Genomic DNA, 6,500 nt, shown 5'->3' on the forward strand with positions numbered 1-6,500 from the left:
CCAAGCGAGAGATGAGCCTCGATGCCTTTATGCAAAACCAAGAAGGATTTGTGCGCGCCATTGTGAGTAAGGTGAAGTCCGGAGACATCACTATTACCTTACCGAAAGTCGTTGAGCCCGAAGCGCCCTGCCCGTTGTGTGGCAAAACAATGCGTCTTCGCTCAACCAAGAAACCGTTTTGGGCGTGTGAAGACCGCGAGCAATGTGGTCTTGTTCTCGATAGCGTGCGCGGAAAGCCCGCCAAAAATCAACAGTGTGCCTGTGGCAAAGGTGTGTTGGTGCGTAAATCTGGGAAAAATAAAGGCAGTTTCTATTGGAGCTGCAGCGCGTGGAAACAAGGCTGCGAGAAGCGTCATTTCGATGACAAAGGCAAGTTAGGAAAGGAGATGGGCTCATGATAGTCGCCCGTTCGTTATCACCGGCTGAGCCTGACCTGATGGAAGGACGCACGTTGGCCTTGCTTCGTATTCTGAGCTTGGAGGGGGTGGAAATGGTTCAGTACCACGCCCCTAAGGGCGGGTGGACGCACGATGCGCTGGAGTGTGTCGATTATTTCTCAGTGAGTCCAGACGGTTGGGATGCTTACCTCGGTGAGCAGTGGATTGGTTCTTCTGAGGTTTGAATCTAAGAAAGCGTTGAATAATGAGTCGGCTAGACGACACAAAATTCAACATTAGAAGCAGAATGGGTGAGGTATGAGGCAACTTCTCACAGAAAGGCACCTGGATGCGTTGTTGTCGATGTATTCAGAGCGGGACTTTCCTAACAATACTCGAAAGGCGGTGCGCCTTCGTATTATTCATGGCCATACCTACGAGTTGGCGGAGTTTATCACCGGCGTTTCGCGCCGCAATATTTATAACGGGGTGAAAAAATTGAAAGTCGCGCATGACGTTATGATGAAAACTTATGGAGGGGAAGGATGAATCCGTCTATCGAGATGACGTTGCTTGAGTTTTTCAAGCGAGCCCGTCGCCCACTGTATTATAAATCTAAATTGAATCAGCTTCGTAATCATGAAGTCTTGTCACTGGGTGGGGTTCGTCAATCTATCGGTCAACGTCGTTTTGCGTATGGCCAAGCCTACCTCAAGAAACTGACGAAAGGCCAATATATCTTTGTTGGGTTATGGACGTTACCTAGTAAACCTGAGCGTCAAGATTGCTGGATACAAGGCACCTTTACTTTAAGTAAAGGCGTGATGCGTTTTGAGTCAAGCGTGACAATCGCGCATTTGCACGGCTTTTTTAAAGTCTGTCGTTATCTTGGGGTGCATAAGCGAGCCTGTGTCACGCGATATCACCGTGCCAGTGAGGCCTATAGACAGGCGCAACGTCAATGGGAGCAACAGTGGGAAGACTCGGAGAACGAATATACCACTCACCTTGAGCCAGAAGATTTTTCTTACACATTGTCGATAAGGATAGGGCCTAGACCTTCTCGTTCTGATTTTGGTTGTTGGTTTCTTGCGCACGGGCACTCGCCGCTTTTTGATGGTGAAGTGATGAGATTTCATCATTTGAATCTGGATAGGGTGGACTTTGACACACACGACCGCATGGTGACGCCTCCGCGCAGCGCGTTAATTCAAAAAAGGGAGGGCCGATGAACACGTTAACGGCCTTGCCGCCACCCCAAGTGTTACTGTCATCGACGATGGCTTCGTTTCACGGTATGGAGGGTGAACAAGAGCAATCGAAGGTGCTGGCATGGCAAACGCTCTACCGCTTTTTAAACGACCAGTCTTGGCGAAGAATGGTCAAACGCGAGCAAGATGGGGCATTCGATACGTTAGTGCTGGCTGGACTCTTTCGTCTCGTTAAGCACCCCAATCAAAAAGTCACTATGCAGCGTCTCTCGTTAACGTGGGATGGGGAGCATAATCTCCACGGGTCTTGGGTTGGATGCCAGTATTCGCCTGATTTTATGATGCAATCTCGTCAGGATTCATTGGCGTGGCGGTTTTACAACATATTGGAATACGTGATAGGCGCGCTATTGTCGGATTTGGAAAAGCAAGGGATTCAAGCGCTCAGTGTGCCAGTGAAAGCGCCGAAAAAAGGCGATTATGACGGGATGGATATGACACCAGTACCGATGGCTTATCTTGATATGGGGAAAACAACCAAACAGTGGGTTTCAAAGCGGTTTGGTCAGCAATTTGGTTTTCTTGAACATGGCATCAAGCTAGGTGGACGCGCGCTCTATAAACACCTGTGGGATTTTGTCGATAAAGAGAAGTTGTCGCTCTACCTGCAAATATACCAATGCTCGCTGAGCCAGGTATCTTTTGGGCAGCTGCATTCCTTTAGCAATAAGGTCAAGGATGTGAGTGCCTATCAACGTCACCGAGTATGGTTGCCCTGGTTAAGTGTGTTGCCAGGAGGAGTCAACCGCCACATACATCCTAATCTATTCAGCTACGAACATTTGCTTTCCCATTTGCCTACAGAGGTCAGTAAAGGCGTCATTCGAAAAATTAATCGTCAACCAAGAAAAGTACAAGCTTTGCTTATCCAAGCAAGGATGTGGACACCTTCAGAGCTGTCGCTGCTTGATGCGCTTACGGGGTATTCCACCACGATTCAGGTTCGCCTCTTATCAACCATAAGGGACCAAAAGGCGCGACATGACCATCACGGGGTTTTGGATTTTGAGCGCCTTCAGCGTGTGGTGTTTCGATGGGCGCAATACTTCAAGCCCATGATTGGGCGCGTTAAGGTGCGCAAACAAAAAGAGCAATGGCGGCGAACCCTCAACCAATTTAATGATGTGTTCGATTGGGTAGAGCGCGAGGATGCCGTCATCCACAAAAATCAATCTTGGTACGCTTTGGTCCAGCAACATGAACGCTGGGTGGCCAGAATGAACACCGACAGGTTGGATGCGGACGCGCAAATGAATGCGTTGACGTGGGAAAGAGCCGAGTGGGAGACGTTTGACACGCAAGGCATAACAGTGGAAGAAATCACCACAGGACTTGGGCTGAGAAGGGAAGCCAGAGAAATGGAACACTGCGTATTTTCTTACCTCGATGACTGTGTGAAGCAGCGTTATCGCGTGTTTACATTGACCTCTGATGCAGAGCGAGCGACGTTAGGGCTTTATCAAGACTCCGTGTCACGCCTCGTACAATACGATCAATTGCGCGGTGCAAGAAACGACTTGAGTAGCCAAGCTATGGAGCAGGTAGCGAAGCAGTTGATTGAGACAATAAATAAGACGAAAAATGAAGGAAGTTAACATGATAAATTCAATTGCGCCGACTCAAATTCCAACATTAAAAGAGGTTGATCCTAAAGCTGACATGAGATGTGACATTCCCATTCGATTGCATTATTGCTCAGAAAGCCATCATGAGTACCAATCCCAAAAAGCGCAGATATCGGTAGGAGCCATTTCGCCTGACGACGACATTGAAGAGAGACTGGAACAAAGCCAGCTCACGTTATCTGTTGAAGCATCTCGCTATCTGCTTGCGCATATATCCTATGCGTATTTTGATTACGGAATTGATGTGGTTCATCCCAGCGCGCTCCCTTATAAAGGGGATGGCTACTTATCCCTGAGTAATTCTCGGTATATAGGAACCGACTGAACAATGACTATATCCAGGACTTGAGCCTGTTGGATTATGATGAAATCAGAGGCTTGGTTCAATGGATGAAGAAGTATAAAGAAGAAGGCTGGTATCTCGTGGGGCTTCACGATATTCACATCTCAGGAGAGTTATGCGAAAACATTCAGTTTACGTTGTTTTTAAGCCCCTATGTGTTTGCGCTTGAAGATAGGTTAGCGGCACTGACAGAAGGTCACGACAAAAAGTAAGTGGTTTTTGTTTCAGCTCAGCGACTCTTCATCCAGGTTGAGCGTAGGTTTTGGATGCTGCTGCAGTACTTTAGACAGCACGCCACGGTTCACGTTGAGCGTTTGGGCTACTTTGGTTTTATTTTGGCTGATGAGATCGACGGACTCTTGGAATATGACGGGTTTAAAAGCGTCCAGTATGACGCTGACGTCTGGTATTTCAGCCTTCTCGTCAAACTGAGCCAGATACGATTTTAAACTGGCTTTGAAGGCTTTTTTAGCTTGTTTCATTTCGTCAGAAGGGGGCGTTTGCATGAGGACTACCTTAGAGCGTGAGTTGGAGCGTGCAGCGGGAATCGAACCCGCCTCATCAGCTTGGAAGGCTGAGGTAATAGCCATTATACGATGCACGCAACGAAGCGCCTGTGAGGAGAGCTCCGGCCAATGGCGTTCCTGTATCCCATTGGCGCAAGCATTGTAACGAATAATCGTTTTGGTTCAAGGGGGATTTGGGTCAGGATTTACTGACAATGACGCTGAAATTAGGTCCCGATAGTTTTTTGTTGAGAAGATATTTTAAATATCCGTTACTCACGTTAAGAGTATCAAGCACACGGGACTGGTAATATGATTATGGGAAATGGAGTATCAACTCTAAGTGGTTTCTGCCCCAAAGTGTGCCAAATCAAGATTTAGGACACATTTCTTTTATCATTATGTGACTTATTTTTTCTAATAACACAATATGATAAGTGATGCATTCGGCATATTCCTCTACCTTTATAAGGTATATTGTAGTTAAAAGGCGTTGCTCACACCTTAACAGGACTATGAGCTACAACATAGTGATCCCCTTGATGGAACGGAACTGAAACATGAAGAAGATAATAGATCTAGAATATAGCTTTCCTGATGCCGAAAATTATCGGCGGAGAGAGTTTAAAGAAGTTTTTAATCGGAATTTCGTTGTCGATGAGTATGCCTCTGAAATTCTAAAACCTGAAATATCTTTTTTGATGGGGGAAAAAGGATCAGGAAAAACAGCCTACGCTGTTTATTTGGCAAATAACCGTTTGAATTCAAATGTTTGTGATTTAAAGTTCATTAGAGAAACCGAGTATCAGAAATTTGTTTCCTTAAAGAAAGAGAGACATTTAGATCTTTCCGATTACACCAATATTTGGAGAGTTATAATTCTTTTAATGCTTTCAAAGCAGATAGCAGATAAAGAAAATGTTTTACTGCCAAAGTTCATTAAATTTCGGGCACTTAACTCTGCAATTGATGAGTACTACCTACATGCATTTAGCCCAGAAATATTACATGCATTGCAATTTGTTCAGGAATCCAAAGTTGCTGCTGAATACTTGAATAAGTTTGCGAAAGCCTCAGGAGAACAAAAGGAAAGTATTACGTTTTCAGAAAACCGATTTCAGACAAATTTGCTTTACATTCAAAAGAGCTTTGAAAAAGCTTTATCAGAGTTGAAGCTTTCAAACAGCCATACATTATTTATTGATGGGATAGATATACGTCCAGATGGTATCGAGTACAGGGAATATTTGGATTGTGTAAAAGGTCTTGCAAATGCTGTATGGCAGCTAAACAATGATTTTTTCCCCACAATTAAAGACTCAAAAGGACGATTGAAGGCAGTTCTTCTTGTCCGTCCCGATATATTTACTTCTATCGGACTCCAAAATCAGAACACAAAAATCAGATCAAATTCAGTCTATCTGGATTGGAGAACAACCTATGCAAATTATGAAACGTCTTCACTTTTCCGAATGACGGATAAACTTCTATACAATCAGCAGAATGAGCGAGGTAAGCCGGATCTGAGTAATCATGGAGATTCTTGGAGATTCTATTTCCCTTATACAACAAAACGTCGTGACGATGCTGGCGGAAGTGATTCTTCTTTCATCGGATTCTTGAGAAACTCATTTTATCGCCCTAGGGATATATTGATGATGCTTGAGTTTTTGAAAGACAATGCAGTAGAGAAAAACGAGACAAGTAAGACACAGCATACACTTGAGGATTTTGAAAGCCCTGACTTCAAACGCAAGCTATCAGATCATTTATTAGGTGAAATAAAAGATCAGATTTCCTTTTATTACAACAACGATGACTATGAATTTTTCTTAAAGTTTTTTGAGCTATTAAATGGAGCCACGAGGTTTACTTATGAAGAATACTTGTCTTCTCATTCAGGTCTAATTCAGCACATAGAATCAACCGATAAGAAAATACCTAACTTCATGGAAACACCGAATAGTTTTTTGCAGTTTCTATATGAAACTAATGTTATCTGTTATGTCGAAGATGTGGAGGGGCATAAACCACTTATTCATTGGAGTTTTAGAGATCGAAGCTATTCGAATTTTTCCCCAAAAGTTAAAGAAGGCGTGCGGTATGAGATATTCTACGGGTTAGCCCGTGCAGTAAACTCAGGTAAAAAACGTGTCAACTACAGATCATAACGAAGAGCAGCTGGGGTCAAGCCTGGTTGCTCTTCGGTTTACATCAGAGCGCAGCGTTAATCCATAGATGTTTTTATCCGAAAATGTCCAAAACCTTGTTAGGAATGAATCAAATAAGATGTGACATAAATCACTTTACAAGCCCATTTGGGCTGTTATCCTCAGGATGTTAAACGTTGAATACTGACGAATAGTATTAAACACACG

General features: G+C 44.2%; 8 protein-coding genes, 1 tRNA gene and 1 pseudogene. 8 read left to right on the plus strand and 2 right to left on the minus strand.

The features are described from left to right. The 7 genes and pseudogenes from AB6D93_RS23265 to AB6D93_RS23295 all read left to right on the plus strand — a co-directional run. Positions 1-398: pseudogene (locus tag AB6D93_RS23265) on the plus strand (DNA topoisomerase III); the annotation flags it as partial. Continuing rightward, entirely contained in the window at positions 395-622 is a 228-nt protein-coding gene (locus AB6D93_RS23270) for a hypothetical protein (protein WP_136985702.1), read from the plus strand. The pseudogene AB6D93_RS23265 and the gene AB6D93_RS23270, both read left to right, overlap by 4 nt. A 73-nt stretch (positions 623-695) precedes the next feature. Further along, positions 696-926, plus strand: a complete 231-nt coding sequence (locus AB6D93_RS23275; RefSeq protein ID WP_372127279.1) for a hypothetical protein — start codon at positions 696-698, stop codon at positions 924-926. Further along, positions 923-1,609, plus strand: coding sequence for a hypothetical protein (locus AB6D93_RS23280; protein ID WP_372127278.1), 687 nt, complete (start codon positions 923-925; stop codon positions 1,607-1,609). The genes AB6D93_RS23275 and AB6D93_RS23280 overlap by 4 nt, the downstream gene beginning before the upstream one ends. Next, positions 1,606-3,243: a PcfJ domain-containing protein gene (locus AB6D93_RS23285; RefSeq protein ID WP_102308898.1), complete on the plus strand. Its 1,638-nt coding sequence runs from the start codon at positions 1,606-1,608 to the stop codon at positions 3,241-3,243. The genes AB6D93_RS23280 and AB6D93_RS23285 overlap by 4 nt, the downstream gene beginning before the upstream one ends. Position 3,244: 1 nt before the next feature. Then, positions 3,245-3,598, plus strand: a complete 354-nt coding sequence (locus AB6D93_RS23290) for a hypothetical protein (protein ID WP_372127276.1) — start codon at positions 3,245-3,247, stop codon at positions 3,596-3,598. Positions 3,599-3,663: 65 nt separating this feature from the next. Beyond that, positions 3,664-3,828, plus strand: coding sequence for a hypothetical protein (locus AB6D93_RS23295; protein ID WP_371728084.1), 165 nt, complete (start codon positions 3,664-3,666; stop codon positions 3,826-3,828). Between the two features lie 12 nt (positions 3,829-3,840). Here AB6D93_RS23295 and AB6D93_RS23300 read toward each other — a convergent pair whose 3' ends face one another. Both AB6D93_RS23300 and AB6D93_RS23305 read right to left on the minus strand, forming a co-directional pair. Continuing rightward, complete coding sequence (locus tag AB6D93_RS23300) at positions 3,841-4,122, minus strand: hypothetical protein (protein ID WP_372127274.1); 282 nt, start codon at positions 4,120-4,122, stop codon at positions 3,841-3,843. 23 nt (positions 4,123-4,145) lie between these two features. Continuing rightward, positions 4,146-4,220: transfer RNA gene (locus AB6D93_RS23305), tRNA-Gly, on the minus strand. 462 nt (positions 4,221-4,682) lie between these two features. Here AB6D93_RS23305 and AB6D93_RS23310 point away from each other — a divergent pair. Next, the gene (locus AB6D93_RS23310) at positions 4,683-6,293 is read left to right on the plus strand and encodes a P-loop ATPase, Sll1717 family (RefSeq protein WP_372127272.1); all 1,611 of its coding nucleotides are present in this window, start codon (positions 4,683-4,685) and stop codon (positions 6,291-6,293) included. The last annotated feature ends 207 nt before the right edge of the window (positions 6,294-6,500 follow it).

The sequence above is a fragment of the Vibrio sp. 10N.247.310.23 genome, assembly GCF_041467155.1.
GTDB classification, from domain to species: domain Bacteria; phylum Pseudomonadota; class Gammaproteobacteria; order Enterobacterales; family Vibrionaceae; genus Vibrio; species Vibrio crassostreae_C.